Source organism: Rhodoplanes sp., from assembly GCF_013377085.1.
In the GTDB taxonomy this organism is placed as follows: domain Bacteria; phylum Pseudomonadota; class Alphaproteobacteria; order Rhizobiales; family Xanthobacteraceae; genus Rhodoplanes.
In genome coordinates, this window is record NZ_JACAAX010000011.1 from 38,070 (window position 1) to 62,481 (window position 24,412).

20 protein-coding genes and 1 pseudogene are annotated in these 24,412 nt (G+C 67.5%); 12 read left to right on the forward strand and 9 right to left on the reverse strand.

Going from position 1 to position 24,412, the window contains the following annotated elements:
• The first annotated feature begins 178 nt into the window (after window positions 1–178).
• The 3 genes from HXX10_RS10295 to HXX10_RS10305 all read left to right on the forward strand — a co-directional run bounded on the left by HXX10_RS10295 (window position 179) and on the right by HXX10_RS10305 (window position 4,118).
• Window positions 179–1,357 (forward strand): sugar diacid recognition domain-containing protein, encoded by a 1,179-nt coding sequence (locus HXX10_RS10295; RefSeq protein ID WP_296522093.1) that lies wholly within the window; start codon window positions 179–181, stop codon window positions 1,355–1,357.
• 422 nt (window positions 1,358–1,779) lie between these two features.
• Window positions 1,780–3,054 carry a citrate:proton symporter gene (locus HXX10_RS10300; RefSeq protein WP_296522094.1) on the forward strand — a complete coding sequence of 425 codons (1,275 nt, stop codon included), beginning with the start codon at window positions 1,780–1,782 and terminating at the stop codon, window positions 3,052–3,054.
• 101 nt (window positions 3,055–3,155) lie between these two features.
• Window positions 3,156–4,118 carry an amidohydrolase gene (locus tag HXX10_RS10305; RefSeq protein WP_296522095.1) on the forward strand — a complete coding sequence of 321 codons (963 nt, stop codon included), beginning with the start codon at window positions 3,156–3,158 and terminating at the stop codon, window positions 4,116–4,118.
• Here HXX10_RS10305 and HXX10_RS10310 read toward each other — a convergent pair.
• Entirely contained in the window at window positions 4,097–5,104 is a 1,008-nt protein-coding gene (locus HXX10_RS10310; protein WP_296522096.1) for a LysR substrate-binding domain-containing protein, read from the reverse strand. The two genes, HXX10_RS10305 and HXX10_RS10310, sit on opposite strands and share 22 nt — an antisense overlap.
• A 242-nt stretch (window positions 5,105–5,346) precedes the next feature.
• On the opposite strand from HXX10_RS10310, the gene HXX10_RS10315 reads away from it, so the two are divergent.
• Window positions 5,347–6,333, forward strand: a complete 987-nt coding sequence (locus HXX10_RS10315) for a hydroxyacid dehydrogenase (protein WP_296522097.1) — start codon at window positions 5,347–5,349, stop codon at window positions 6,331–6,333.
• Between the two features lies 1 nt (window position 6,334).
• A complete protein-coding gene (locus tag HXX10_RS10320; RefSeq protein ID WP_296522098.1) occupies window positions 6,335–7,027 on the forward strand; it encodes an RraA family protein in 693 nt (230 codons plus the stop codon).
• Between the two features lie 61 nt (window positions 7,028–7,088).
• Here the strand turns inward: HXX10_RS10320 and HXX10_RS28950 are convergent, their stop codons facing one another.
• The gene (locus tag HXX10_RS28950; protein ID WP_367141957.1) at window positions 7,089–7,439 is read right to left on the reverse strand and encodes a hypothetical protein; all 351 of its coding nucleotides are present in this window, start codon (window positions 7,437–7,439) and stop codon (window positions 7,089–7,091) included.
• A 489-nt stretch (window positions 7,440–7,928) separates the two neighbouring features.
• On the opposite strand from HXX10_RS28950, the gene dxs reads away from it, so the two are divergent.
• The 3 genes from dxs to HXX10_RS10340 all read left to right on the forward strand — a co-directional run bounded on the left by dxs (window position 7,929) and on the right by HXX10_RS10340 (window position 12,366).
• Window positions 7,929–9,860, forward strand: coding sequence for a 1-deoxy-D-xylulose-5-phosphate synthase (gene dxs / locus HXX10_RS10330; protein ID WP_296522100.1), 1,932 nt, complete (start codon window positions 7,929–7,931; stop codon window positions 9,858–9,860).
• A 351-nt stretch (window positions 9,861–10,211) separates the two neighbouring features.
• Window positions 10,212–10,946, forward strand: a complete 735-nt coding sequence (locus HXX10_RS10335) for a TlyA family RNA methyltransferase (RefSeq protein ID WP_296522101.1) — start codon at window positions 10,212–10,214, stop codon at window positions 10,944–10,946.
• Window positions 10,947–11,127: 181 nt separating this feature from the next.
• Window positions 11,128–12,366, forward strand: a complete 1,239-nt coding sequence (locus tag HXX10_RS10340; protein ID WP_296522102.1) for an RNA methyltransferase — start codon at window positions 11,128–11,130, stop codon at window positions 12,364–12,366.
• Window positions 12,367–12,429: 63 nt separating this feature from the next.
• Here the strand turns inward: HXX10_RS10340 and HXX10_RS10345 are convergent, their stop codons facing one another.
• Window positions 12,430–13,731 carry an alpha-hydroxy acid oxidase gene (locus tag HXX10_RS10345; protein ID WP_296522103.1) on the reverse strand — a complete coding sequence of 434 codons (1,302 nt, stop codon included), beginning with the start codon at window positions 13,729–13,731 and terminating at the stop codon, window positions 12,430–12,432.
• A gap of 153 nt (window positions 13,732–13,884) precedes the next feature.
• Here HXX10_RS10345 and HXX10_RS10350 point away from each other — a divergent pair, with 153 nt between their 5' ends.
• A complete protein-coding gene (locus HXX10_RS10350) occupies window positions 13,885–14,778 on the forward strand; it encodes a LysR substrate-binding domain-containing protein (RefSeq protein WP_296522104.1) in 894 nt (297 codons plus the stop codon).
• On the opposite strand, the gene HXX10_RS10355 is transcribed toward HXX10_RS10350, so the two are convergent.
• From HXX10_RS10355 to fabI, 5 genes are all read right to left on the reverse strand, one after another.
• Window positions 14,771–15,664, reverse strand: a complete 894-nt coding sequence (locus tag HXX10_RS10355; protein WP_296522105.1) for a DUF1194 domain-containing protein — start codon at window positions 15,662–15,664, stop codon at window positions 14,771–14,773. The genes HXX10_RS10350 and HXX10_RS10355 overlap by 8 nt on opposite strands.
• Window positions 15,665–15,722: 58 nt before the next feature.
• Window positions 15,723–16,850, reverse strand: coding sequence for an alanine dehydrogenase (ald, locus tag HXX10_RS10360; protein ID WP_296522106.1), 1,128 nt, complete (start codon window positions 16,848–16,850; stop codon window positions 15,723–15,725).
• Window positions 16,851–17,040: 190 nt separating this feature from the next.
• The gene (gene ribB, locus HXX10_RS10365) at window positions 17,041–18,141 is read right to left on the reverse strand and encodes a 3,4-dihydroxy-2-butanone-4-phosphate synthase (protein ID WP_296522107.1); all 1,101 of its coding nucleotides are present in this window, start codon (window positions 18,139–18,141) and stop codon (window positions 17,041–17,043) included.
• Window positions 18,138–19,304: a chorismate synthase gene (gene aroC, locus HXX10_RS10370; RefSeq protein ID WP_296522108.1), complete on the reverse strand. Its 1,167-nt coding sequence runs from the start codon at window positions 19,302–19,304 to the stop codon at window positions 18,138–18,140. Before aroC ends, ribB begins: the two co-directional genes overlap by 4 nt.
• Window positions 19,305–19,465: 161 nt before the next feature.
• Window positions 19,466–20,284: an enoyl-ACP reductase FabI gene (fabI, locus tag HXX10_RS10375; RefSeq protein WP_296522109.1), complete on the reverse strand. Its 819-nt coding sequence runs from the start codon at window positions 20,282–20,284 to the stop codon at window positions 19,466–19,468.
• A 405-nt stretch (window positions 20,285–20,689) separates the two neighbouring features.
• Here fabI and HXX10_RS28955 point away from each other — a divergent pair.
• Window positions 20,690–20,779: pseudogene (locus HXX10_RS28955) on the forward strand (FAD-dependent monooxygenase); the annotation flags it as partial.
• 105 nt (window positions 20,780–20,884) lie between these two features.
• Window positions 20,885–21,844: a hypothetical protein gene (locus HXX10_RS10380; RefSeq protein ID WP_296522110.1), complete on the forward strand. Its 960-nt coding sequence runs from the start codon at window positions 20,885–20,887 to the stop codon at window positions 21,842–21,844.
• Here HXX10_RS10380 and HXX10_RS10385 read toward each other — a convergent pair.
• Window positions 21,835–22,821 carry a hypothetical protein gene (locus HXX10_RS10385; protein ID WP_296522112.1) on the reverse strand — a complete coding sequence of 329 codons (987 nt, stop codon included), beginning with the start codon at window positions 22,819–22,821 and terminating at the stop codon, window positions 21,835–21,837. The genes HXX10_RS10380 and HXX10_RS10385 overlap by 10 nt on opposite strands.
• A gap of 217 nt (window positions 22,822–23,038) precedes the next feature.
• On the opposite strand from HXX10_RS10385, the gene HXX10_RS10390 reads away from it, so the two are divergent.
• The gene (locus tag HXX10_RS10390) at window positions 23,039–24,295 is read left to right on the forward strand and encodes a tyrosine-type recombinase/integrase (RefSeq protein WP_296522113.1); all 1,257 of its coding nucleotides are present in this window, start codon (window positions 23,039–23,041) and stop codon (window positions 24,293–24,295) included.
• The last annotated feature ends 117 nt before the right edge of the window (window positions 24,296–24,412 follow it).

The following is a 24,412-nucleotide window of genomic DNA, read 5'->3' on the forward strand; positions in this document are numbered from 1 at the left end:
ACGCGAACGGCAGCGCTCCACGCCCCGGATGGGGGCGCGGCGGGGAAGCGAGGCTCGATCTGCGCCGGTGAACGACGTGACGATAGGCAGGTCGGCGGCGGAAACGAACAGGAAGCTTGCTGCGAACCGGGAACCCCGCTATTGCGGTTTTGTGCAACCTGCACAAAGATCGGTGATCATGCAGATCAACACCGAGCTCGCCCAGCGCATCGTCGACATCATCATCCCGGTGGTCCACCGCAACGTGAACCTTATGGACCTGCGGGGCGTGATTATAGCGTCCGGCCATCCGCACCGGATAGGCACGGTGCACATGGGCGCCCGCATCGCCATCGAGAACGGCGAGACGATCGAGATCTTTCCCGACGAGCTGGCCCGCTATCCGGGCGCCCTGCAGGGCATCAACATGCCGATCGTCCGCGACGAGCGGCCGGTCGGCGTGGTCGGCGTGTTCGGCGATCCGCCGACCGTGCGCAGCACCGCCCAGCTCGTGAAGATGATCACCGAGCTGGTGCTCGAGCGCGAGACCCTGCAGCGCGAGTCGGGCGCCAACCGGCGGATGCGCGAGGAGTTCACACAGCTTCTCGTCCAACACGACGGCACCGAGTTGCCGGCCGCCGCCCGGCGCCTCGCTCGATCGGTCGGGTTCGACGTGGAGCCACCCCGGCTGGTGGCCCTGTTCCGGGCCACCGAGGACGTCGCCTCGGCGGCGGGCGCCGCCGTGTCGAGCCTCGCCCAGCTTCCGCTGGCGGAGATCGAGGCCCGGCTGCTCGCGGCCCGAACCCTGCGGGCAGGCGACTTCGTCGCCACGCTGGACGGCGCCGTGATCGTGCTGTTCCTCACGGCCGGCACCGCGGACGCCACGCTGCTCGCACGGGCGCGTTCACTTCGAAGCAACCTGGCCCACCTCTCCGGTCTGGTGGTCCGCGCCGGCGTCGGCGGCCGTGCCGCGCCCGGAGCGTTCCCCGCCTCCTTCCGGCAGGCCGTGTTCGCGCTGGCGCGGGCCGGCAACCGGCACCCGATCCGCGCGATTTCCGAGGAGCCGCTGCTCGCGGAGTATATGCGCTCGCGCCTGATGGCCGACGACGGCGGCATCGCGGCGCAGCCTGTGATCGGGCGCATCGAGGCCGCCTTCGTCAAGCGCGCCGTTCTGCGCGAGACCGTCGAAGCGCTGCTGCAGGAGAATCTCGACGGCACAGCGACCGCCTCGGCGCTCCGCGTTCATCGCAACACGCTGTCGTACCGGTTGAAACAGTTCGAGGAGATGACCGGCCTCGCGCCGGCCCGCCGGTTCGCCGACGCCATCGTGTGCTGGATCGCGCTCGGCGCGAGGCCGACTGCACCGCACGGTCCCTGAACGAACCGACGCCCCCTGAGCGACCCATCGCGAGGCGGCCGGGAGGGCCGCCCGGCGCTGCCGCGCTCAAGGAGCGGGTCCAGGCACGGCCCGGCAAATTCGTTCACCCCAGGTTTGCGTCGGTTGAAAATTAGAAAATGGAATTTCCATTTTTGGGGGACCAAAGTCCTCTGCCAGAACGTAAGGAATACTGGTCGGCGGCGCGGTGCCGGTCTCCCGGTCCCCCATCCGCAATCGCCGACAGGCGAGCGAGAGTGCCGTGATGTCGCGGCTCGACCGAACGTCTCCCGCTCGGTCGTCCATTCACGTCCCTCCGGCTTGCGCGACGACACGACGACTGCCCGACCCGGATCCCGATCCCGGGCGAACGGCCGAGGACCACAACCGACCAGATATCCGTCCAAAGGACACATGGTGCTGCGATGCTCGTTGCTCTGAGCGTGGCGATGTTCGCCTGCTTCATCTATCTCCTGATGAGCGGACGCCTGACCGCGACCAACACCCTCATTCTGGTTCCCACCGTCTTCGCGCTCATCGGCGGCTTCGGCTTCGGCATCGGCGACATGGTGATCAAGGGCATCCGGACGGTCTCCCCGACCGGCGTGCTGCTGATCTTCGCCATGGCCTACTTCATGCTGATGACCGACGCCGGGATGTTCGATCCGATCGTGCGGCGGATCGTCCGCGCGGTCCGGGGCGATCCGGTGAAGGTTTTTCTCGGCACGGTGGCGCTGGGCTATCTGGTGGCGCTCGACGGCGACGGGGCGACCGTCTACGTGATTGTCCTGTCGGCGTTCCTGCCGATCTACAAGCGGCTCGGCCTGTCGCTGCCGATGGTCGCCTGCCTGCTCCTGCAATGCACCGGCATCGGCAACATCCTGCCCTGGGGCGGACCGACGGCGCGCGCCGCGGCGGCCATGCATGTCGACTTGAACGACATGTTCGTGCCGATGGTGATCCCGCTGCTCGCCTGCGTCGCCTGGGCCTTCTTCATGGCCTGGCTGTTCGGCACCTGGGAGCGCAAGCGCGTCGGCGTGATCGACATTCGGTTCGGCGACGACACCGAGGCCGGGGCCAACGGTTGGCGGTTCTACTTCAACTGGACGCTCACGACGCTCCTGATGCTCGGGCTGGTGATGAGCTGGCTGCCGCTCGCCTACATGTTCATGATCGCGACCGCCATCGCCCTGGTGGTCAACTTCCCGACCCACAAGCTCCAGCAGGAGCGGATGGCCGAGCATGCGCCGGCGATCCTCTCGGTCGCCATGATGCTGTTCTCGGCCAGCGTCTTCATCGGCATCCTGTCGGAGACCGGCATGGCGTCGGCGATCGCCAAGGCGATCGTGACGGCGATCCCGGCCTCGGTCGGGCATTCGATGGCCGTGGTGACGGCGCTGATCAGCATCCCGATGACCTGGATGGTGTCGAACGACGTCTTCTATTTCGGGATGCTGCCGATCCTGTCCGAGGCGGCGTCCCATTACGGCATCACCTCGATCGAGATGGCCCGCGCCTCGCTGGTCGGACAGCCGGTCCACATCCTGAGCCCGCTCGTCGCCTCCACCTATCTGCTCGTCAGCATGCTCGATGTCGACTACGGCGGCACCCAGAAGTTCACCATCAAGTGGTCGGTCGCCTCGTCCCTGATCATGCTCGCGGTGTCGCTGCTCCTCGGCCTCATCCCGCTCTACCGGTAGCGCCCGGCGCGCCACGACGCGACCGGCAGCGCGACGCCCCCGAGACATCGCCGCGCCGGGCCGGAGCAGACATTCATCGACAGCACGAAGGAGAGGACTCCATGCGCCACCACGAGATCACGCGACGCGGGATGCTGCAGGCGGCCGCGGGTCTGGGCCTCGCCGCCGGCCTGGGCGTCGCGCCCGGCCGGGCCGCCGAGGCGGTGCCGTTCTCGGCCGGGACCGAGTTGCCGAAGCTGAAGGTGCCGCCGCACTCCTGCGACTGCCACCATCACATCTACGATCCTCGCTTCGCCTATCTGCCCAACGCGGCCCTGAAGCCGCCGCCCGCGACGGTCGCCGACTATCGGCTGCTGCAGAAGCGGCTCGGCACCACCCGCAACGTCGTCGTCACGCCGTCGACCTACGGCATCGACAATTCCTGCACGCTCGACGCGATCAGGCAGCTCGGCCCCGACGCCCGCGGCGTCGCTGTGGTGGATACGAGCGTCACCGACGCGGAGCTGAAGCGGCTCGACGCCGGCGGCATCCGCGGCATCCGGTTCAACATCTCGCGGGGCGCTGCCGCGTCGATCGAGATGATCGAACCGCTGTCGCGCCGGATCGCGCCGCTCGGCTGGCACATCCAGGTGCACATGGCGGGCGCCGACCTGCCGGGCATCGCCGACGTCCTGAACAAGGTCGCCTCGCCGATCGTGTTCGACCACCTCGGCCGCGTCCCGGAGCCGGCCGGCCGCGATCACCCGGCCTTCGCCGTGATCGCCCGCCTGATCGAGCGCGGCCGCACCTGGGTCAAGCTGTCCGAGGCCGACCGCGATTCCAAGTCGGGGCCGCCGCGCTACGAGGACACCGCCAGGCTGGTCGCCGCCTACATCGCGCTCGCCCCCGAGCGGCTGGTGTGGGGCAGCGACTGGCCGCATCCGGCCGCCACCGCCGGCGAGCTGGCGCTGCAGGACGATGCCGCGCTGCTCGACCTGATGCTGGACTGGGCGCCGAGCGAAGCCCTGCGCCGCCGCATCCTGGTCGACAATCCGGCCGCGCTCTACGGCTTCCCGGCGGCCTGAGCGCGCGCCCGGCCGCCGCTCGCCCCCCGGGCCGGCGGTCGGGTCCTTCGGGCGGCCGCGGCCTTCGGCTGCGGCCCGGCCGGTGGGTTCCCGGCCGACCGCTGGGCGATGTCCCGCACGATCTCCAAAAGCCGCACCAGAGCCGGAGACGGATGCGTCTCCTTGCGATGGAGCACGCCGATCTGCCGGCGCATGGTGATCGCCTCGAGCGGCAGCTCGACCAGCGAGGCGGCGATGCGTCCGGGGCCGAGATTGCTGCGCGGCGTGAAGCCGAGAAAGTCGGTGCGCTCGATCAGGATCGGCAGGAGCTGCAGCGACGTCGTCTCCACCAGGACCTCCGGCGTCCGCAGGCCCTGCGACGTGAACGCCCAGTCGAGCCACTGCCGCGACGCGACCGACCGGTTCGGCAGCACCCACTTGTAGCGGAGCAGATCCGCCACCGTGAACGGACGCCCGTGCAGCTCGTGGCGCGAGCTGGCGACGACGACGATCTCGTCGCTGGCGACGTGCTGAACCGCGAACTCGCCGGTGTCGTTCGGCAGGATCGTGCTGATGATCATGTCGACCCGGTTCTCGAGCAGCTCGGTCCGGAGCATGTTGCCCTGATCGACGACGATCTCCGTGGTCAGGCGCGGCAGCTCGGCCAGGATGCGCTCGAACAGATCCGGGAGGATGTACTCCGCGACCGTCGGCCCGGTGCCGATCCGGACATGGCCGGCCGACCCGTCGACGAAGCTGCCGATCTCGGCGACCGCCTCGTCCATCGACGCCCGCATCTGCCGCGCCTTGCGCTGCAGGACCGCGCCGACCGCGGTGAGCACGATGCGCCGCCCCTCGCGCCGGAACAACGGCGCCCCGATCGACGCCTCCAGGCGGCGGATGCATTTGGTCAGCGCCGGCTTGGTCCGGTGCAACGTTTCTGCGGCGTGCCCGAGATGCCCGAGGTCGGCGATCGCCTCGAAATAGGCCAGGTCGCGGAGGTCCATTTGTTATCCAGAAGTTTCTTACAGTTGAATATTAGAAAATAGATTTCAACGGCCGTCGCCGTCAATATGCAGATGACCCGAGCGTCCACGGGCGGCCCGCCAATCCACGGCGCGCCCGCACCGGACAAGCAGGACGATGCCGGACCGCGGGCCGCGGTCGTCACGGGTCGCCGGTCCGGACGTTCCCCGTCGTCCCGACGGTCCACCGGCCCGCTCCCGGCCGGGACGAACGGATCATTCCCATGCGTGCAGCAACCGTCTTGATCTCCGTTCCCAAGCTCGCCGACGAGGGCATGGCCCGCCTCGCCGAAGCCGGGGTGCGCACGATCTTCATGAAACAGGGCGCGAGCGACGCCGACCTCGCGGCGACGCTGGCGGCCGAGCCGGTCGACGCCCTCGTGCTGCGCACCCTCGGACTCGACGGCGATGCGATCCGCGCCTGCCCCACCCTCAAGGTGATCTCGCGCCACGGCTCCGGCTACAACGGCGTCGACATCGCCGCGGCGAGCGCGCGCCGCATTCCCGTCTTCATCGCGCCGGCCGCCAACAGCCAATCGGTCGCCGAGCTCGCCGTCGGCCTGATGCTGGCGGTGGCCCGGACCATTCCGGCCCACGACGCCGCCTTCCGCCGCGGCGAGTGGCATCGCTCCACGGTCGGCACCCAGCTCGGCGGCCGCACCCTCGGCCTGATCGGGATCGGCGCGATCGGCAGCCGCGTGGCCGCCGCCGCGCGGGCGCTCGGCATGACCGTGGTCGCGTTCGACCGCTTCGTCACGCCCGACAAGGTCCCGGCCGGCATCACCTTGGTTCCGACGCTCGACGCGATGCTGCCGCGCGCCGACGTGCTCTCCATCCATTGTCCGCTGACGCCGGAGACCACCGGCCTCGTCGGGCGCGACGCCTTGGCGCGCCTGCCATACGGCGCCATCCTGATCAACACGGCGCGCGGCCCGCTCGTCGACGAGACGGCGCTGATGGACGCTCTGGCGAGCGGCCAACTCGGCGGCGCCGGGCTCGACACCCTGGTCGACGAGCCGCCGCCGGCCGACTCCCCGTTCAGGTCCATGCCGAACGTCGTGATCACGCCGCATGTCGGCGGCAACACGCGGGCCGCGCTCGGCGCCGTCGCCGCGGTCGCGGTCGACAACGCGCTCCGCGTCCTGCGGGGCGACGCCGTCGACCGCCGGCTTTGCGTCAATCCCGACGTTCTCGACGGAAAGGACAAGTGACATGACGAACGCCACCGTGTGGCCGGCCGGGTTCCGGATCAACGAACGCGCCGAAGGTCCTTCGCCAGAGTGGCTGGCGAAGTTCAAGGACATCCCGACCTCGTGGGTGAGCGACAGCCTCGGCCGCTCGGTCGGCACCATGGGCCTTCGCGCCTATCACAACCGGATCGACCTGTTGATCGCCGCGCCGGCCGTCACGGTGCGGGTCCGGCCCGGTGACAATCTCATGATCCACAAGGCGATGGAGATCGCCCGTCCGGGTGACGTCATCGTCGTCGACGGCGGCGGCGACCTCGCCCAGGCCTTGATCGGCGGCAACATGCAGACCACCGCCATCCAGAAACGCCTCGCCGGCTTCGTCATCGACGGCGCGATCCGCGACCTGGTCGACTGGGCGAACGGCAAGATGCCGATCTGGGCCCGCGGACACACCCATCGCGGCCCCAGCAAGGACGGTCCGGGCGAGATCAACGTGCCGGTCACGGTCGGCGGCATGGTCGTCCAGCCGGGGGACCTCGTGCTCGGCGATGCCGACGGCCTGCTGGCGCTGCCGCCGTCGCAGCTCCCCGAGGTCTGGCCGCACGTCGAGGCGCAGAAGAAGAAGGAGGCGGAGCTCCGCGCCGCCGGTGCGGCCGGCACCGCCGATCCGGAGCGCTTCAACAAGATCCTGCGCGCGAAGGGCTGCCCGGTCTGAGCGGGCCATCATTGTCGCACGCCGTTCGACCCGGCGTGCCCGCCTGCCCTCTGCCGTGACCTCACGTCCCCGGATTTCTCTGCCTCACTGTGCCGATCTCTGCCCAGGGGTCGGCCTGCAGGCGCTCGAGGCGATCGGTCAGGTTCAGCACGGTCCAGCGCGCCGGCGACAGCTTCGCCGGCACCTCGCTCCAGGCGACCGAGGTCGACACCGGAGCGCCGGGACGCGCACGCGGCGAACAGGCGACGAGCGCGGTGGCACCTCGGCCCTTACGCAGATGGTCGACGACTATTTTCCCTCGCGCGCGCTCTTCGCCATCCTGGCGAGACCCTTCTGCGGCGAGTCCGCCGACATTTGTCCGGTGATGCGCTTGGGGAACGCCTTCGACGTCGTCCAGCCGACCTCGTCGGATTGCAGGAACGCCTCGATGTCCAGCCTATGGATGCTCTCCGAGGCGACCTAGCCGAGCTACTCGTCATCGCTCTCCACATAGGATTCGTCGGCCGGGTAGTAGCCTTTGACCGGGTCCTCCGCGGCAACCGGCGCGCCGGTCGCGGAATCGACGATCTCGTTGCGAACCCGATGGCCGTTCGAGCGACTAAGGATATTGAGGCGAACCCGATGGACGGTCGAGCCGGCCGGAAAAGGGCGACGGCACATGACAGGAGCGAGAGCTTCAGGTAACCCTTCTAGTTCGAGCGTGTCGCCATCGACCCCCTGAAATATGTCAAGTAGAGTTGACAAGTGCCTGAGTAAGAACGCTGAATAGAGGGTTCCAGTTCCGCGCGGCAGCCGCTCCGGCGCCTGCCGGTGTCCGGGACAGTTGTTTTGTCAGGGTCCGCCTATCTGGTGTAAGCCCCTGATAGGAATTCGTTGTCGACCCCCTGAGGGAGGTGCTGCTTTGCCCCAGTCATCGAACACTCCGCTGCTCGATCGCGTGATCGTCCCCGAGGATCTGCGACGCCTGCAGGAGAGCGAGCTGCGCCAGGTGGCCGACGAGCTTCGTCAGGAGATGATCGCGGCCGTCTCCCAGACCGGTGGCCATCTCGGCTCGAGCCTCGGCGTCGTCGAGCTCACGGTGGCGTTGCACTACGTGTTCAACACGCCGGAGGACCGGCTGATCTGGGACGTCGGCCACCAGGCCTACCCGCACAAGATCCTCACCGGCCGGCGCGACCGCATCCGCACGCTGCGCCAGGGCGGCGGCCTCTCCGGCTTCACCAAGCGCTCGGAGAGCAAGTACGACCCGTTCGGCGCCGCCCACTCCTCGACCTCGATCTCGGCCGGGCTCGGCATGGCGGTCGCCCGCGATCTCGACGGGACGAAGCACAACCACGTGGTCGCGGTGATCGGCGACGGCTCGATGTCGGCCGGCATGGCCTACGAGGCGCTCAACAACGCCGGCGGCATGGATTCCAACCTGATCGTGGTGCTGAACGACAACGACATGTCGATCGCGCCTCCGGTCGGGGCGCTGTCGGCCTATCTGGCGCGGCTGATGTCGGGCAGGCCGTATCTGTCGCTGCGCGAGATCGGCAAGCAGCTCGCCCAACACCTCCCGCGGCGCCTGCACGAGCAGGCGGTGCGCGCCGAAGAGTTTGCACGCAACATGATCACCCATGGCGGCACGCTGTTCGAGGAGCTCGGCTTCTACTATGTCGGCCCGATCGACGGGCACAATCTCGACCACCTGCTGCCGGTCCTGAAGAACGTCCGCGAGGCCAAGCGCAAGGGTCCGATCCTGGTCCATTGCGTCACCCAGAAGGGCAAGGGCTACCCGCCGGCCGAGACCTCGGCCGACAAGTATCACGGCGTCGTCAAGTTCGACGTCGCCACCGGCGCCCAGGTGAAGTCCAACGCCAAGACGCCCTCCTACACCAAGGTGTTCGCCGAGGCGCTGGTGCAGGAGGCCAGGAAGGACACCAAGATCGTCGCCATCACGGCAGCGATGCCGTCCGGCACCGGCCTCGACCTGTTCGGCAACCTGTTCCCGGATCGCTGCTTCGACGTCGGCATCGCCGAGCAGCACGCCGTGACGTTCGCGGCGGGGCTGGCGACCGAGGGCTACAAGCCGTTCGTCGCCGTCTACTCGACCTTCCTGCAGCGCGCCTACGACCAGGTCGTGCACGACGTCGCCCTACAGAAGCTGCCGGTGCGCTTCGCCATGGACCGCGCCGGCCTGGTCGGCGCCGACGGCCCGACCCACGCCGGCTCGTTCGACGTCGCCTATCTCGGCTGCATCCCCAACATGATCCTGATGGCGGCGGCCGACGAGGCCGAGCTGGTCCACATGGTGGCGACCCAGGTGGCCGTGAACGACTGCCCGACCGCGCTGCGCTATCCGCGCGGCGAGGGCATGGGCGTGCCGATGCCGCTCGAGGGCATGCCGCTCGAGATCGGCAAGGGCCGCATCGTGCGCGAGGGCCACAAGGTCGCCCTCTTCTCCTACGGCACCCGCCTCGCCGAATGCCTGCAGGCGGCCGACGAGCTGGCCGCGCTCGGCCTGTCCACCACGGTGGCCGACGCGCGCTTCGCCAAGCCGCTCGACGTCGCGCTGCTCGGCCGGCTCGCGCGCGAGCACGAGGTGCTGATCACCATCGAGGAAGGCTCGGTCGGCGGCTTCGGCAGCTATTGTCTGCAGGCGCTCTCCGATGCCGGGCTGCTCGACCGCGGCCTGCGGGTCCGCTCCATGGTGCTGCCCGACACCTATATCGACCACGACTCCCAGACGGCCATGTACGCCGTCGCCGGGCTCGACCGCCGCGGCATCGTCACCAAGGTGTTCGAGGCGCTCGGCAAGGACGCCACCAAGGAGACCATCCGGCTGGCGTGAGCCGGCGCGCCGACGCGCCGACCAGAGCACCCCTTCGAAACGGCCGGGCTCGCCCGGCCGTTTCCGTTTGCACGACCACGATGCCGCGGCTATCTGCCTCGGCCGAGGGCTTCAGGAGACGCGGCGCGCGACACGCAGCCCGAGACGACATCGATTTCGGCCTTCGTTCGAGACCGACACGATCACGGCCAAAATCGCCTGTAGTATGGGTGTGGGGGACGATCATCCGCCGAGGCTCGGGCCCGCGAGCCGGCTATGGCCGGCGCGCCGGTCGATCGTGTCGATCTCGGGCCGGTCCGGGATCGCGTCCTTGCGCCTGGGAATGACGGTCGTGAATTCGGGACACTGCCCATGACGCCTCGCCTGCGCGCCGATCGCCTGCTGGTCGATCGCGGCATCTTCGAAAGCCGCGCCAAGGCGCAGGCGGCGATCGCTGCCGGCCTGGTGACGGCCGACGGCGTACGGGTGAGCAAGCCCTCCGACACGCTGCGCCCCGATGCCGTGATCGAGGCGACGCCGGCGCATCCGTTCGTCTCGCGCGGCGCCCTCAAGCTCGAAGCGGCGCTCGATGCCGGCCCGATCGACCCGGCCGGCCGGGTGTGCCTCGACGTCGGCGCCTCGACGGGCGGCTTCACCGAGCTGCTGCTCGCCCGCGGCGCCAGAAAAGTCTATGCGGTCGATGTCGGCCGCGACCAGCTCCACCCGCGGCTGCGCGCGCATCCGCGGGTCGTCTCGCTGGAGGCGACCGACATCCGCAGCCTTCTGCCGGCCGCCATGGACGAGCCGCCGTCGCTGGTCGTCATCGACGTCAGCTTCATCCCGCTCGCCCTGGTGCTGCCGGCGGCGCTGACGCTGGCGACGAGCCCCTGCGACCTCGTCGTATTGATCAAGCCGCAGTTCGAGGCCGGTCGCGAGCACGTCAAGAAGGGTTTCGTGCGCGACCCGGCCGTGCATGACGCGGTGTGCGGAAACATCACGATCCTGGCCCGCTCGCTCGGCTGCGAGGTGCGCGCGGTGCTGCCCTCGCCGATCACCGGCGGCGACGGCAACCGCGAGTTCCTGCTGGTCGCCCGACGGTCGAACTGATCGATTGCGCATCGCCACCGTCCCGAGACCCGACATGCTCGCGGCAATCGGACCCTGCCGTCCGCCAAGCTCGACGAGCTCGAGCTGGAAGCCTTCATCGCAAAAGACGATTTGTCGAACCTGAAGCGCGGACTGTCGGGATTCGAGTTGCCACCGGGCTGAGGGACAGCCATGGTTCCGCATGACCGAGCGCCTCGCCATCACGCATCTCGGCCGGCGCGGCGACGGTGTCGCCGACGGCCCCGAGGGTGCCATCTACGTCGCCTATGCTCTGCCCGGCGAGACCGTCGAGGTCGAGCCGGTGCACGGCCATCCGGACCGGCGGCGTCTGGTGCATGTCGACACGCCGGGTCCCGACCGGATCGCACCGATTTGCCCGCATTTCGGCGTCTGCGGCGGCTGCGCCACCCAGCATGTCGGCTGGGATCTCTACCGCGCCTGGAAGCGCGACCTGGTCGTCGAGGCGCTGCGCAGCGCCGGCCTCGAGGCGTCGGTCGATGATCTGGTCGACGCCCATGGCGAAGGCCGCCGCCGCATCGTGCTGCATGCGCGACGCGGCTCCCACGACATCCTGCAGGTCGGTTTCTCGGCGCAGCGCGCCCACGACATCGTGCCGATCGACCACTGCCCCGTCACGGCGCCCGGGCTGAAGGGCGCCATCGAGGCCGCCTGGGCGATCGCCGAGGCGCTGCATCCCTTGCGAAAGCCGCTCGACATCCAGGTGACCGCGACCGACGTCGGCCTCGATATCGACGTGCGCGGCTCCGGCCCGCTGAAAACGGATCGCGCCAGGGCGCTGGCGGCGCTGGCCGAAGAGCGACGCCTCGCCCGCCTCACCCGTCACGGCGAGCTGGTCGTGCAGCGTGTCGTGCCGACCGTCACGATCGGCCGCGCCACCGTGGCGCTGCCGGCAGGACCGTTCCTGCAGGCGACCGCCGAGGGCGAGGCGCAGCTCGCCCGCCTGGTCGACCGCCATGTCGCTGGCGCCAAGAGCGTCGTCGATCTCTTCGCCGGGATCGGACCGTTCGCGCTGCGGCTCGCCGAGCGCGCCCGCGTGCGCGCCCTCGAGCTCGACGCCGCCGCGGTCGCGGCCCTCATGCAGGCGGCGGCCAACACGTCGGGGCTGAAGCCGGTGACGGCCGAGGCGCGCGACCTGTTCCGCCGCCCGGTGATCGCCCACGAGCTCGGCAAGGTCGACGCCGTGGTGTTCGATCCGCCCCGCCAGGGCGCCGAGGCGCAGGCCCACGCCCTCGCCGAGAGCAAGGTGCCGGTCGTCGTCGCGGTGTCGTGCAGCAGCGCGACGTTCGCACGCGACGCCGCAATCCTCGTCGGCGGCGGCTACAAGCTCACCGACGTCACGCCGGTCGACCAGTTCCGCTGGTCTTGTCACGTCGAGATCGTCGCGCGCTTCGAGCGGTGATCGCGGCGGTGCGAGAGGCGATGCCGGCGATGACGGCTCGTCGTTCCGCGGCACAGCCCCGCATCAGCACGCCCTGTCGATCTCCCGGCGCAGCGACCCGCCGAGATGCAGCAGGTCCGGTCCGAGCTCGTCGAGACCGTTGATGCCGAGCAGGCCCATGTCGGCGCGGATCTCCGCCGAGAGCATTGCGATCGCGTGCCTGACCCCGGCCTCGCCGCCGATCGCCGCCGCATAGTTGAACGGCCGTCCGATGAAGACGTATTGCGCCCCCAGCGCGAGCGCCTTCAGGATGTCGGTGCCGCGCCGGAAGCCGCTGTCGATCATCACGGTCATGTCGCCGGCCACCGCCTTGACGGCCGGCAGCATGCGCATCGGCGACACCGCCCCGTCGAGCTGACGGCCGCCATGGTTGGAGACGATGATGCCGTCGACACCGTGCTCCCGCGCGATCTGCGCGTCCTGGGGACGAAGGATGCCCTTGAGGACCAGATTGCCGGTCCATTGCCGCCGGATGCGGGCGATGTCGCCCCAGTCCAGATGCTCGCGTCCGGCAAAGTCCCGGTCGACCTTGCGGGACACCAGAGGTTCGCCCCGCTCGGCGAAATTGTTCTCGAAATGCGGCATCCCATGCACAAGGAGGGTCCGCAGGAACGTGCTCGTCACCCAGGCCGGGTGGGTCAGCCCTTCCCACAGCAGCCGGAAGCTGGGCTGGAGCGGCGTCTTGAAGCCGACCCGAAGGTTGTTTTCGCGGTTCTGGACGACCGCCGTGTCGACGGTCACGACCAGGGTGCCGAAGCCGGCCTTGGCGACGCGGTCGACCAGCGCCGCGATCCGCTGCGGCTCGTTCGGCAGATAGGCCTGAAACCAGGTGTTGGGCGCCACCTGCACGACCTCCTCGAGCCGGATCAGCGACGATCCGCTCATGATGTCGACGAGGTTCGCCTGCGCCGCCGCCTGCGCCAGCGCGAGGTCGCCGCGATAGGCGGTCAGCGCCGTGACACCCATCGGGGCAATGCCGAAGGGCTGCGCCCAGCGTCGTCCGAACAGGGTCGTCTCCTGGCTGCGCCTGGAGACATCGGTCAGCACCCGGGGCAGGAACTGGATCTCGTCGAACACCGCCCGGTTGTCGCGGAACGAGGCGCGGGTTTCGGTTGCCGCCGCGACATAGCCGAACAGGGGCTTCGGAAGATGGCGGCGGGCCGCATCTTCGAAATCGGCGAGCGCATACACCCGGCGCAACCGGCGCGGCACCCGGGCGGCGGGACCGGCAGGAGCCGGCACCGCGGGCGGCGCGCCCGTGCCTTGCGGCGCCGAGCCGCCCGCCCGACCAATGGGGTCCCGGCCGGTCGCCTCCGGTTTCGACATTGCTCGCTCTCCCATGTCGCCCGCCCCCATGCCGGCCTCGATGAGCCGAATGAATGCGGATCGTGCCCGACCAATCCATTCCTGAAATGACAGTAAGGCGGCGGTCGACTAAGATAAAACGACGAATTCTCCGCATATTGATGAGCTTTCTGAATGAGCGACCGTCGTCTGACTCCCTCGATGCCGATGCTGCTGGCGTTCGAGGCCGCCGCCCGGCACCAGAACTTCACCCAGGCCGGTGTGGAGCTTTCGCTGACCCAGAGCGCCGTCAGCCGGCACATTCTGGGATTGGAGGAGCTGCTGGAGGTCGAGCTGTTCCGCCGCTCGGGCCGGCACGTCACCCTGACCGAGGTCGGGTGCATTTATGCCCGCGACATCGCGCCGGCTCTCGCCCGCATCCGCGGGGCGAGCTCACGGATCACGGCCTATCGCATCGAAAGCCGAACGCTCCATCTCGCGGTCCTTCCCACCTTCGCGTCGCGATGGCTGCTGCCCCGCCTGGCCGAGTTCTACGGCCGGCATCCGGACATCGTCCTCCATCTGCACACGCGCATCGGCGAGTACGACCTCGCCGACAGCGGCCTCGACGCCGCCATCAATGTCGGCGTCGCACCGTGGCCCGGCCTCGTCTGCCACCGGCTGGAGGACGAGCACATGGTGGTCGTGGCGAGCCCGGCCCTGCTGGCCAGGCAGCCGATCAGGGAGCCGGCCGATGTCGCCGGGCACCTTCTTCTGCACGTCGCGGTTCGGGCCGAGGCCTGGAGCGAGTGGTTCACGCTGCACAGGCTGCCGGCGCGCGCGATGCGGCGAGGCCCGCAGTTCGAGTTCACGGCGCATCTGATCCAGTCCGCCGTCGCCGGCATCGGCATCGGCTTGGTGTCGCGATGCCTCGTCGAGGACGAGCTGCGCGACGGGACGCTGGTCGTGCCGCTCGCGCAAGGCCTGCCGGACAGCCGCGGCTACTACCTGCTCTACCCGCCGGAACGAGCGAATTTTCCAGCTCTGGAGGCGCTCCGGGATTGGCTGCTGCCGACCGGCGTCAATTGAAATCGCTGCCGCGGCCCCAGCGCTGCTGCCAAAGCCGCTCGCCGACCGTGCAGGAGACGCGTGGCGCCGCGGGCGGTGCCGCGCCCGGCCCCGGCCCTGCGGCTTGGTCCGGCTCTGCGGCCGGGATCACGCGCGGCGCGCGGCCGGCGACCTCCAACACCAGCTTGGTGCGGGTCGCCTCACGGAACTGCGAGCGGTCGCGGATCGGCACCATGAAGGCGGAGGGGCCGCCGATCACGCAGTCCTCGTAGTAGATGTCGAGCGCCTCGATATCCATGGTGGCGACCGAGGGCCGCTTGAGCATCAGCGGCAGGCCGTTGATGGTGATGCCCTTGGCGACCACCTCGTCGCGCGTGATGTCGACCGGCGCGCCCTGATTGTTGGCGCCGTCGCCGGAGACGTCGATGACGCGGCGGATGCCGCGCTGCCCGCTCTCCTGGAAAAGCTGCGACGAGAACTGCAGAGCGCCCGAGATCGAGGTGCGGTAGGCGCGGCGATACGGCGCCTCGGCGATGGCGGTGGCGAACGCCTCGGCGGTCGCCGGTCCGTCGATCAGGCGCCACGGCACGACGACGCGCTGGTCGGCCGCGCCCGCCCATTCCACATAGGTGGCGACGATCTTGCCGTGCATGCCCTGGCGCAGCGCGCCGAGAAACTCCGGCGAGGTGAGCGCCGTGACGTAGCCCTCGCGCTGCAGCGCCTGCTCGTCCGGGTCCATCGAGTAGGAGACGTCGACGGCCAGCACCAGCTCGACATCGACGGTCGAGCCCGCCTGTGAGGCCGGCAGATCGGCGAAACGCAGCGCCGGGGCGGCACCGAGGCCGGCGGCCGCCAGCACGGCCCCGAAACCCATCCCGGCCGCCGCCACCCGAATCCCTCTCCGCATATCCGTCTCCGCCGTCGCCAGAATCTTCATGCTCTCACAGGCGGCGCGGCGGCGGCATTCACGATCGCATTATCGCCAGCGCCTCCGCGACCGGCAGGCAGGGCAGATCGAGGGCGCGGGCGACGGCCGGATGGGTGATGCGCCCGTCATGCACGTTGAGGCCGGCGCGCAGGTGCACGTCCTCGGCGAGCGCCCGCGCCGTCCCCTTGTCGGCCAGCGCCAGCACGAAGGGCAGCGTCACATTGTTGATCGCGAAGGTCGCGGTGCGGGCGACCGCGCCCGGCATGTTGGTGACGCAATAATGGACGACGTCGTCGACCACATAGGTCGGCTGCGAATGCGTGGTCGGCCGCGAGGTCTCGCAGCAGCCGCCCTGGTCGATGGCGACGTCGACGATGACGGCACCGGCCTTCATGGCGCGCACCGTCTCGGCCGTGACGAGCCGCGGCGCGGTCGCACCCGGCACCAGCACGGCGCCGATGACGAGGTCGGCCCGCCGGCACATGGTGTCGATGGTGCCGCGGGTGGAGAACACCGTGCGGACCCGGCTGCCGAAGCGCGCCGCGATCCGGCGCAGCGCCTCCGGATTGCGGTCCAGCACCGTCACGTCGGCGCCCATGCCGGAGGCGATCAGGGCCGCATTGACGCCGACCACGCCGCCGCCCAGCACGACCACCTCGGCGGGTGGCACGCCGGCGACGCCGGCGAGCAGCACGCCGCGCCCGCCGTGAGGCCGCTCCAGGCACATGGCGCCGGCCTGCGGCGCCAGCCGGCCGGCGACCTCCGACATCGGCGTGAGCAGCGGCAGCGTGCCGTCCGGTGCCGTCACGGTCTCGTAGGCGATGGCGGTGACGCCGGAAGCGAGGAGCTCGCGCGCCTGCACCGGATCGGGGGCGAGATGCAGATAGGTGAACAGCGTCTGGCCGCGCCGCAGCTTTGCGCGCTCGACCGCCAGCGGCTCCTTGATCTTGACGATCAGGTCGGCGCCGGAAAACACCGCGTCGGCGCCGTCGACCAGTGTCGCACCGGCCTTCTCATAGGCGTCGTCGGAATGGCCGGCCCCGACACCGGCCCCGCGCTGAACCAGCACCGTGTGGCCGCGTTCGACAAGCTCGCGCACCGACTCGGGGATCAGGCCGACCCGGTCCTCGTGATCCTTGATCTCCTTGGGAACACCGACCCGCATGACACGCCTCCTGCGCATTCGCCTGCCCGCACCAGGACAGTTGTCATCGCGCAAGTCGGAGTCCATACCCTGCGTCGTCATGGCCGGGCTTGTCCCGGCCATCCACGTCTTGCTCGCTGCGGCGTCCGTGAGAACGTGGATGCCCGCGACGAGCGCGGGCATGACCAGTCGGAGACTGTGGATCAGCCCCTCAGTGCTCGGTCGACTCGGTGCCGACGATCTCGATGCCGAAGCCGGCGAGGCCGACATAGCGGTGCTCGGCCGCGGTGAGCAGGCGGATCGACGAGACGCCGAGGTCCTTCAGGATCTGCGCGCCGACGCCGATCTCGCGCCACTGCATCGTGCGCGCCGCCTCGGAGTCGGAGGGCCCGTCGCCGTTCTTCGGCAGATCGGCCGCCGGCACGCCGACGGTGCCGTCGCGCAGGAAGACGAGCACGCCCCGCCCCTCCTGCTTGAAGCGCCGCAGCGCCGCATGCACGGAGGGCGCGCCCCCGAACGTGTCGCGCAGCAGATTGTGGCGGTGCAGCCGGGTGAGGACGTTCTTGCCGTCGCCGATGTCGCCGACCACCAGGGCCATGTGGTGCACGGCCTCGAACGGCGTCACATAGGCGTAGCCCTTCAGCGGGCCGATCTCGGTCTGCACCGTGAAAGCGCTGATGCGCTCGACCAGCTTGTCGCGCACCTGGCGATAGGCGATCAGGTCGGCGACCGAGATGACGGTCAGCTTGTGCTGACCGGCGAAAGCGGCGACCTGCGGCCCGCGCATCACGGTGCCGTCGTCGTTCATCAGCTCGGCCAGCACACCGACCGGCGGCAGGCCGGCGAGCTTGCAGAGATCGACGCAGGCCTCGGTGTGGCCGGAGCGCATGAGCACGCCGCCCTCGCGCGCGACCAGCGGAAACACATGGCCGGGCCGCACGAAATCGGTCGCCGCCGTGTTGTGATTGGCGAGCGCCCGCACCGTGTTGGTGCGCTCCTCCGCCGAGATGCCGGTGACGAAGCCCAGCTTCACGTCCACCGACACCGTGAAGGCGGTGCCGAGCGGCGCGTCGTTCAGCGCCACCATCGGATCGAGCCGCAGACGCTTGGCCTCCTCGCCCGACAGCGGCGCGCAGACGATGCCCGAGGTGTGGCGGATGACGAAGGCCATCTTCTCGGGCGTGCACATCGACGCCGCGACGAAGAGATCACCCTCGTCCTCGCGATCGTTGTCGTCGGTGACGATGACCAGCTCGCCTCGCGCGAAGGCGGCGATCGCCGCCTCCACGCGCTTGTTGTTTTCGTTCGTCATTCACGGGCTTTCGTATGTGCGGCAGGCACCTGCTCGGCCGGCGTTCGAAGCCGGGCGAACGGCCAGGCCGGCGTCTCGCCGACCTGCCCGCGCTGGCGGAGATAGTGATCGGCGACCACGCACGCAACCATCGCTTCGGCGACCGGCACGGCGCGGATGCCGACGCAAGGGTCGTGGCGGCCTTTGGTGAGGATCTCGGTCTCCTCGCCGAAGCGGTCGACGGTCGCCCGCGGCGTCAGGATCGACGAGGTCGGCTTGACGGCAAGGCGGGCGATCAGCGGCTGGCCGGTCGAGATGCCGCCCAAAACGCCGCCGGCGTGGTTGGAGAGGAAGCGCGGCGCGCCGTCGTTGCCGATCCGCATCTCGTCGGCATTCTCCTCGCCGGTGAGCTCGGCGGCGGCGAAGCCGGCCCCGATCTCGACGCCCTTGACGGCGTTGATGCCCATCAGGGCACTGGCGAGATCGGCATCGAGCTTGCCGTAGACCGGCGCGCCGAGCCCGGCCTGCACGCCCTCGGCGACCACCTCGACGACGGCGCCGACCGACGAGCCGCGCTTGCGCACGTCGTCGAGAAAATCGGCGAACACCTGCGCGGCCACGGCGTCCGGACAGAACAGCGGGTTGCGGTCGACCTCGTCCCAATCCCAGCGGGCGCGGTCGATCTTGAAGCGGCCGACCTGGACGAGCGCGGCGCGCACCGAAATGCCCGGCACCACCTTTCGCGCGACCGCCCCGGCCGCGACCCGCGCGGCGGTCTCGCGCGCCGACGACCGGCCGCCGCCGCGATAATCGCGCAGGCCGTACTTGGCGTCGTAGGTGTAGTCGGCATGGCCCGGCCGATAGGTGTCCTGAATGGCCGAGTAGTCCTTGCTGCGCTGGTCGGTGTTCTCGATCAGCAGCGCGATCGGCGTGCCGGTGGTGACCTGGGCGCCGGTCTCGGGGTCCGTGAACACGCCCGAGAGAATCTTCACCGTGTCGGGCTCGCGCCGCTGGGTGGTGAAGCGCGACTGGCCGGGCCGGCGGCGGTCCAGCCGGTCCTGGATCTCGGCGACCTCCAGCGGAATCCGGGGCGGGCAGCCGTCGACCACGCAGCCGAGCGCCGGCCCGTGGCTCTCGCCGAAGGTGGTGACGCGGAAGAGATGGCCGAACGTGTTGAACGACATTTTTTCGGGGGCCCTGTTGCGGGTCTGGTAGCGCGGGGGGCCCCGGGGGTCAAATCGCCCCCTGCCCGCGCCTCGCGCATGCCCCGCCGGCCGCTCGGCCCGGGCTGCGGGAACCCCGTGTGGCCCGATCGGGCGCGCGTCCGCGCCGCGGCCGCGGCCGGTCAGTCCTTGACGACCGAGATATCCGGGGCGTCGGGGCGCTTCATGCCGACCACATGGTAGCCGGCATCGACATGGTGGATCTCGCCGGTGACGCCACGGGCCAGATCGGACAGGAGATAGACGGCGGTGTCGCCGACCTCGTCGATCGTCACGGTGCGCTTGAGCGGCGAGTTGTACTCGTTCCACCGCAGGATATAGCGGAAATCGCCGATCCCGGCGGCCGCCAGGGTCTTGATCGGGCCGGCCGAGATGGCGTTGACCCGGATGTTCTTCTCGCCGAGATCGGCCGCCAGATAGCGCACCGAGGCCTCGAGGCCGGCCTTGGCGATGCCCATGACGTTGTAGTGCGGCATCCACTTCTCGGCGCCGTAATAGGTCAGCGTGAGCAGCGAGCCGCCGTTCGGCATCAGCTTCTCGGCGCGCTGGGCCAGCGCCGTGAACGAGTAGCAACTGATCAGCATCGTCTTGGTGAAGTTGTCCTCGGTGGTGTCGACATAGCGGCCGTCGAGCTGGTCCTTGTCCGAGAAGGCCACCGCATGGACGACGAAGTCGATGGTGCCGAAGGCCTCGGCGGCGGCGGCGAAGACCGCGTCGATGGTGGCCGGCTCGGTGACGTCGCAATGGCCGATCAGCGTGGCGCCCAGCTCGGCGGCGAGCGGCTCGACCCGCTTCTTGAGCACGTCGCCCTGATAGGTCAGCCCGAGCTGCGCACCCTGGGCGTGCGCCGCCTTGGCGATGCCCCAGGCGATCGAACGATTGTTGGCAACGCCAAAAATAAGCCCGCGCTTGCCGCGCAAGAGCCCTGCAGTATCCGGCATGGTGATCCTCTGTGCAACCGGTGACCGGCGCGGCCGCACCTATGGCACAGGCCGGGGGCGGGCGGCAAGGCGAGGGGGGGACGGGCGACCTTGGGCAATTGGGCGTATTTTGACGGGACGGGCGCACTTGAGGAACGAAACGGCGTAAAATTTGGACTCGCGCCGAGTCCCAACCTGCTGGCTCGGTATCAGACTTTGTGACGCCAAGTATTTCCGGCCTGGTTAGCAGGTCCGGCCGCGGAACAACCTCCGATAAAGCGCCGCGAGATGGCAGGATTGCACAGTTTCGCGATATGCGCGATTGTGACCAACGCGACCGCAACCTACGCGCTCAGATCGCCTGTCAGAGTCGAGAATTGCGACGAATAACTCTGAATTATGAACTCCCGCAGATAAGGCACAGCCGTGCATTCAATCGACGTACTGGTCGTCGGCGCAGGTCCAGCAGGGCTCCTTGCTGCCTCCGAGCTTTCTCAAAATCATCGTGTAACGATAATTGACAGCGGCGTTATAGGACGAACACAGAAATTTTGGGTTACGACTGAAAGGCGGCTTCGGAAACATAATCTAACTGACTGTGTCATCAACAGACCAGCTAGAATGACTGCCGGCACCTTCCTTGGTGGGCGGGTTTCTGTTGCTGGCGATTTTGCTGTGGTCGACGACTTAAAGGTTCTGCAAATCCTCATTGAGCGATGTCGCCAAAGAAACGTTTCGATTATCGACCATTGCGCTCTCTTGAATCTTCGATGGAAAAAGGAATCTATTGAATCTACCACAACTAAAGAAATATTTAGCTCTCGTATCGTTCTGGACGCAACGGGCGGCGGGTCGCCAATCGCAAGCGCCTTTCGACTTCATCGAATAGACGGCTTCTACGCGGTTTACGGCGGTCTGCTTCACAATATCAACCTTCATTCCGATGATATCGTTTTAGGTCATGTCGAACATCTTGGAGACCCATGCCCAATCTTCGAAGTGGTGCCAACTAGTCAAAGTAGCGCATATTGCGTAATATTTGTCTTCACAAAAACGCTTGTCACGCCAAACTCACTTGCAACTGCCTTCGAAAGACATTGTCGCCACAATCCGTTTTTCACGCTAACAAAATATACTTGTCAAATCGCAGAGAAGACAGGAGTCATACCAATCGGCCGCGTACGACGCCGAAGGCTTCCTGGTATTGTATCGTTAGGGGAGGCTGGATTTATCCAGCCGCCATTGATGGGAACGGCATTTAATGAAATTTTAGAGTATTCACACTCGATATGCGAGTGCATTTCAAAAAACTTAGAAAGGGATCATTTAGTTTGCCAATTATCAAGCATGCCGTATCCTGTACTAAAGCGACTCCAAGACAGCCTCCAGCTCGCCGTTGCAAGAACGATGATGAGAGGAAACGTGGAACTGTTCGATAAAACGCTTCGCGTCATGAACGGATTTCCCGAAGAAATTATATTCAAGTTCTTTTCTAACGAACTTGCATGGCGGCAGCTCGTCTGGGTTGCGACGAGACTACCTCTAACTTTAGCGTTCATGCGAGAAGACCACTACGTTTGACCCAATATCGGTTTTGCGACGATGATTGCGACATTGAATAAAAGTGGGAGGCTTGTGCGGATTGCAATCCCGAGGTCAACGACATAGTCCGGCGTTCCGCTAATGCGATCAAACAACTGGACCAACGAATTGACTTTCTGAACACCCTCATTGTCAAGACTTTTATAATTGATCAGCAGATTATCTATTTCACTCTGGTAGGAGATGAGTATTTGCTCTTTTGACTTTTTTATAAGCCCGTGCATTGCTAAGTGCGGATATATCAGTGCCGCTGAACAAATGGGCACATATATAAGTGGCCAGAAAAATTGCACAGCTTCAATGTAATCTTGACGGCCAGTCCAATGTCCTTTCATGGTTCCTGCAAACGCGAATGAATATGCAATGCTGAGAATTAGAGTAAATGTCGTAAAGTAGTTAATTAGGTTCCGAAGCTCGGGAGTTCGAGCAGGTGCATACTGAAATGTTTTTATCCCTCGAAATTGCAATTTGTGTATGACCATGATCAGGTCAACCGTGTGAAGGGTCACTACGCCAGCAGCGACGCAGACGGCGCCAGCAGTGCCCCACATGAATAATTGAATTGCCCCTGAGGCGTTGAATCCCATCCCGATAAGGCTCGCCGTTCCAGCAACCGCTATCGTTCCAGCTATCAATACACGAGTACGGCGACCGATGATTCCTTCAGTCACAATGGAGCCATCGATCGAAATTCGAGATGCGCGGTCAATAAGCGCCCCTGATCGAGCGATTAATACCAACCAAGTACCAAACCAGATAAGAAATGAACCTTGTAAGCTCAGCCACTCAGCAATGAACGTTTTCAGATCTCCTTGGAGAAACGCAATAACTACGCCGGCCAGCGTCCATATGACTGCCACACCAAGACCGACTACGAAGTACAGAAAATATCCAACGCGACATGCACTTTCGTTCGTCCTCTTTAAACATTTCTTTGTCTTCGATTGTTTCTTCATTTCGCTTCGTCTGTTTTGTACATGTCCAAAGACCGGGTTTGACGATAATTCAGAGTTATCTTCAGAACTCCTAGTCACCATTCGTCGGCAGGTTGTCTCAGAGGCATGATCGACGCTTGACGTTGCATGAAACTTATCTGGTTAATCCTCCCCGCAATCTCCCCTCGCTTCGGCCCCCGGTATGCCCCATGACGTGCCCGCGCAAAGGGAGGAACCGATGGCGTTCCGGGCGGCGGTCGAGGGTTTTCTGCAGTTCTGTGCGATCGAGCGGCAGATGTCGCCGCACACGGTGGCGGCGTATCGGGCAGATCTCTCTGACTTCCTGAAGTTTTTGCCGATCGGGGCGGCGCCCGGAGAGGTCGGCGAGGCGGCGCTGCGGGCGTATCTGACCGACATGGTGGGGGAGCGCGGGCTCTCGGTCGCCACGGGCCGGCGGCGCTTTGCTTGTCTTCGCGCGTTCTTCCGCTGGCTCACCGAGATATCGACAGGCGCCGTGCTTACCGAGACGGCCGGCGACCGCGCCGTGAGAAACGCATCCTGCGCCGGGGAAACGCCGTCGGTCGGGGGCAGGACGGCCAAGCCGTCGGCCGGCGTGGGGCCGAAGCCCGGCCTTTCGATCGAGGTCGATGGCGTTCGTGGGGCTGGGGCTGGGGCTGGAAGTAGCCTTTCGGCTGGCGGCGGAGCCGAGGTTGAAGCCGGAGACCGGACCGGGCCTGATGTCGACCCCGGCGCTGCGGTGGGGCCCGGCCCCGCCCAAAATCCCACCCTATTGGAAAATCCCTTCAAAACCTTCCGGCTGCGACTGCCGCGGCGAAAGCGGCTGCCCCGCACCTTGTCGCGGCCCGAGGCCGCCGCCCTGATGGGGTCGTTGCGCCGCAGCGTGCCGGAGCGGCCGTCCCCGGCGAGCGGGCGCACTGCCACGGCCGGTCTGCCGCGCGTGTCGCTCTCCCCCGGCGAGGCCGGTTTCGCCATCGCGCTGCAGCTCATGGTGGCGACCGGCATTCGGGTCGGCGAGCTGTGCCGGCTGCGCCTCGACGAGGTGGCGCCGGACGGCGGCGCGCTGCGCATCCACGGCAAGGGGGCACGCGACCGGATGGCCTACATCACCGACGCGGCCTTGGCCGCCGCCCTCGCCCGGTTGCGGGCCGAGCGGGCCGCCTTCGCTGGAGCGGATACGGTCGCCGTGCCGCTGTTCGTCAACCGCCGCGGCACGCCGCTCAGGCCGCAGTCGATCCGGGCCCGGCTGCGGGTGCGGGCACGCGACGCCGGCCTCTCCCGCCGGGTCACGCCTCACATGCTGCGCCACACCGCCGCGACCCTCTTGATCGAGACCGGCGTCGACATCCGCTTCGTGCAGCGCCTTCTCGGCCATGCCAGCATCGCGACCACCGAGATCTACACCCACGTCTCCGACGAGGCGCTACGCACCACGCTGGCCCGCGCCGACGTGCTCGGCGCGCTGCGCCCGCACTGACGGCGAGGCCCGCCTCCCGTCCCTCGCCGCCCCTCCCTGCCCCGACGAAATCCGCCCGGATCGCCCGGCCCCGCCGTTTAGAGGGGGGACGCTGGAGACGGGGGACGAGACATGCGG

What these genes read in the sequence shown, in the direction of transcription:
- HXX10_RS10340 (WP_296522102.1), top strand. Translation starts at nt 11,128, where the DNA reads ATGACCGAGCGCCTCGCCATCACGCATCTCGGCCGGCGCGGCGACGGT.
- HXX10_RS10385 (WP_296522112.1), bottom strand. Translation starts at nt 22,821, where the DNA reads ATGAAGAAACAATCGAAGACAAAGAAATGTTTAAAGAGGACGAACGAA.
- HXX10_RS10320 (WP_296522098.1), top strand. Translation starts at nt 6,335, where the DNA reads ATGACGAACGCCACCGTGTGGCCGGCCGGGTTCCGGATCAACGAACGC.
- HXX10_RS10295 (WP_296522093.1), top strand. Translation starts at nt 179, where the DNA reads ATGCAGATCAACACCGAGCTCGCCCAGCGCATCGTCGACATCATCATC.
- HXX10_RS10380 (WP_296522110.1), top strand. Translation starts at nt 20,885, where the DNA reads ATGACTGCCGGCACCTTCCTTGGTGGGCGGGTTTCTGTTGCTGGCGAT.
- fabI (WP_296522109.1), bottom strand. Translation starts at nt 20,284, where the DNA reads ATGCCGGATACTGCAGGGCTCTTGCGCGGCAAGCGCGGGCTTATTTTT.
- HXX10_RS10390 (WP_296522113.1), top strand. Translation starts at nt 23,039, where the DNA reads ATGGCGTTCCGGGCGGCGGTCGAGGGTTTTCTGCAGTTCTGTGCGATC.
- HXX10_RS10315 (WP_296522097.1), top strand. Translation starts at nt 5,347, where the DNA reads ATGCGTGCAGCAACCGTCTTGATCTCCGTTCCCAAGCTCGCCGACGAG.
- HXX10_RS10350 (WP_296522104.1), top strand. Translation starts at nt 13,885, where the DNA reads ATGAGCGACCGTCGTCTGACTCCCTCGATGCCGATGCTGCTGGCGTTC.
- HXX10_RS10355 (WP_296522105.1), bottom strand. Translation starts at nt 15,664, where the DNA reads ATGCGGAGAGGGATTCGGGTGGCGGCGGCCGGGATGGGTTTCGGGGCC.
- HXX10_RS10345 (WP_296522103.1), bottom strand. Translation starts at nt 13,731, where the DNA reads ATGTCGAAACCGGAGGCGACCGGCCGGGACCCCATTGGTCGGGCGGGC.
- HXX10_RS10300 (WP_296522094.1), top strand. Translation starts at nt 1,780, where the DNA reads ATGCTCGTTGCTCTGAGCGTGGCGATGTTCGCCTGCTTCATCTATCTC.
- ald (WP_296522106.1), bottom strand. Translation starts at nt 16,850, where the DNA reads ATGCGGGTCGGTGTTCCCAAGGAGATCAAGGATCACGAGGACCGGGTC.
- aroC (WP_296522108.1), bottom strand. Translation starts at nt 19,304, where the DNA reads ATGTCGTTCAACACGTTCGGCCATCTCTTCCGCGTCACCACCTTCGGC.
- ribB (WP_296522107.1), bottom strand. Translation starts at nt 18,141, where the DNA reads ATGACGAACGAAAACAACAAGCGCGTGGAGGCGGCGATCGCCGCCTTC.
- HXX10_RS10335 (WP_296522101.1), top strand. Translation starts at nt 10,212, where the DNA reads ATGACGCCTCGCCTGCGCGCCGATCGCCTGCTGGTCGATCGCGGCATC.
- HXX10_RS10305 (WP_296522095.1), top strand. Translation starts at nt 3,156, where the DNA reads ATGCGCCACCACGAGATCACGCGACGCGGGATGCTGCAGGCGGCCGCG.
- HXX10_RS10310 (WP_296522096.1), bottom strand. Translation starts at nt 5,104, where the DNA reads ATGGACCTCCGCGACCTGGCCTATTTCGAGGCGATCGCCGACCTCGGG.